Origin of the sequence: Bartonella sp. AC130YNZD, assembly GCF_042196865.1 — a bacterium.
GTDB lineage: Bacteria > Pseudomonadota > Alphaproteobacteria > Rhizobiales > Rhizobiaceae > Bartonella.
The window spans coordinates 1-2,819 of the sequence record NZ_JBHIQZ010000074.1 but is presented as its reverse complement, the minus strand read 5'-3'; the positions used below and the strand labels follow the sequence as shown (position 1 = coordinate 2,819).

At 37.4% G+C, this 2,819-nt stretch carries 1 protein-coding gene; it reads left to right on the top strand.

Annotated features, from left to right (window positions below; translation table 11 throughout):
* On the top strand, positions 1-2,819 hold a 2,819-nt coding region (locus ACFINU_RS09505; RefSeq protein WP_375667632.1), incomplete at both ends, for a type ISP restriction/modification enzyme.

Sequence of the window (2,819 nt, the reverse complement as noted above, 5' to 3'; positions counted from 1 at the left end):
CATATTGATGGGAAGGATGGCGCCAAAGAACGGTCAAGAAAACTGGATTGGTTGGAAGAAAATGTGGGGGAAAATCATTGCCGTGTACTTACCAATGTACGCTGTTTGTCTGAGGGTGTCGATGTGCCTACGTTGGATGCGGTGATGTTTTTACACCCGCGTAAAAGCCAAGTGGATGTGATACAGGCGGTAGGACGTGTGATGCGGCGCGCGAAGGGCAAAAAAAGAGGCTATATCATTTTACCCGTTGGAGTGCCTGCTGGAATTGACCCCGAAAAAGCTTTAAAGAACAATCCAAAATACAGTGTTGTTTGGCAAGTTCTCGATGCGCTGCTTTCTCATGATGAGAATTTTAGCAAAACGCTTAATCAGATGAATTTAGGGCAAGATGTCAGCCCTATTTTAGAGATTATAACGGTTTCTCAAAATATGGATTTAGAGAATGTCACTACGGTTGTTGATGACCTGCCCCTGCAAGCAAAAACAGAGCATGCAAGTGCAAGCAATGTCTCTCCAATTCGTAAATCGCTTTCCACTCATAACGGACAAACAAGCTTCAATTTTGTAGCAGCATTTCCTCGCGCCCTTAAAACGGTTCTGATTAAAAGATCAACCCTTTCTGATTATTGGGGCATATGGGCGAAAAATGTTGCTGAGATTGCACAAAACCATATCAATCATCTTAAAGATATTCTTTCTGATGAGAAAGGCAAAGCGCGATGTGCTTTTGATGCGTTTCATAAGGAATTAAAGAGCAATTTAAACGACAGTATTACGCAAGAGGAAGCGCTTGAGATGTTAGGACAACATCTTGTGACGCGTCCCGTATTTGAAGCTTTGTTTGAGGGCAATGAATTTGTCCAGAACAATAGCATCTCACAAGCGATGGAAAGGATTTTAGCTGAATTGGATAAAACCGATATCAAGCAAGAGTCTTTAGAACTCCAAGGGTTTTATAACAGTGTAAAATTCCGCGCCTCTGGGATTACCGAACCCCAAGCAAGACAAAACCTTATTATCAAACTTTACGAGGATTTCTTTTCCAAGGCATTTAAGAAAACCACGGATAGGCTTGGGATTGTTTATACGCCCGTTGAGGTTGTTGATTTTATCATTCATTCTGTTGATGATGTTTTGCGTAATGAATTTGGAAAAAGCTTGGGGTCACGAGGTGTCTCTATTCTTGACCCTTTTACGGGGACAGGTACTTTTATCACACGGCTTTTACAATCTAATCTCATCAAACCAGAGGATATGGAATATAAATTCCGTCATGATATCCACGCCAATGAGATTGTTTTGCTTGCCTATTACATAGCAGCGATTAACATTGAATCGACTTATCATAGTCTTATGAAAGGTGAATATATCCCTTTCAAGCATATTGGTTTGGCTGATACGTTTCGGATGCTTGAAGAGAAGAACTTGCTACAGGAATTGTTTAAAGAAAATAGTGAATATTTGGAACATCAAAAGAAACTAGATATCGAAGTTATCTTTGGTAACCCCCCTTATTCGGTAGGACAAAAAAGTGCTAATGATAATGCAAAGAATACTCCCTATCCCATATTAGATCAACGTATTCGTGAGACTTATGCTGCTCAATCTGAATCAATGAATATGCGAAATTTTTATGATAGCTATATCCGCGCCATTCGCTGGGCTAGTGACCGTATTGATAATGCTGGTGTAATCGGCTTTGTCACAAATGCTGGTTTTATCAATGGAAGTTCTATGGACGGTTTACGAAAATGTCTCATTGAAGAATTTAGCAGCCTTTATATTTTTCATTTACGTGGTAATCAACGAACCTCTGGAGAACTTTCTCGTAAAGAAGGTGGCAAAATTTTTGGTTCTGGCTCTCGAGCCCCTATTGCTATCTCTATTCTCGTAAAAAATCCAAATGCACAAAAGCGTGGTAAAATACGTTTCCGTGATATTGGAGATTATCTCAATAGAGAAGAAAAGCTTAAGACAATTAAAAAATTTGGTAGCATTAATGGTATTACACGGAGTAAACAAGGTTGGCAAATAATTACACCAGATAAACATGGTGATTGGATTCATCAACGTGATGAAAGTTTCAATGCCTTTTTAGCCATAGGTGATAAAAAGGAACATGATAAAAAGCTTTTTAATACATTTTCTCTTGGTGTTATAACCAGTCGTGATGCTTGGTTATACAATTCAAGTCGTGAATCACTAGCAAACAATGTGAATAATATGATTGCTTTCTATAATAGTGAAGTAGAACGTTTTAATAATGCTTATGGGCATGCTGACCGTAAAACACGGGTAAATGTTGTAAATGATTTTGTCAATTCAGATACAAAAAAAATCAGTTGGAGTATTAATCTTAAGAAACATTTAACTAAAGGAAAGATTTTTGAATTTGAAGATACATGCCTTATTCAAAGTTTATATCGTCCTTTTACACAACAATGGCTCTATTATAATCGTGCCTTTAATGAAATGGTTGCTCAAATTCCATGTATATTCCCGATGGAACAAGCGGTTGAAAATAGAGTAATACAAATTACAGGTACAGGTGCAATGAAAGGATTTTCTGTACTCATGGGTAAGGATATACCTAATTTTGATTCAATAGAAAAAAGTCAATGCTTTCCACGATATTTCTATGAATCTGTTGAATCTTTAAAAAATGAAAAACAAACCCATTTATTTGCAAATTCTACAGAGAAAAACACAACAGCTGGTTTACAGAGGCATGATGCCATTACGGATGAAGGATTAGCACATTTTAAAGCGGCTTATCCTAATGAAACCATAACAAAAGATGATCTATTCTATTATGTTTA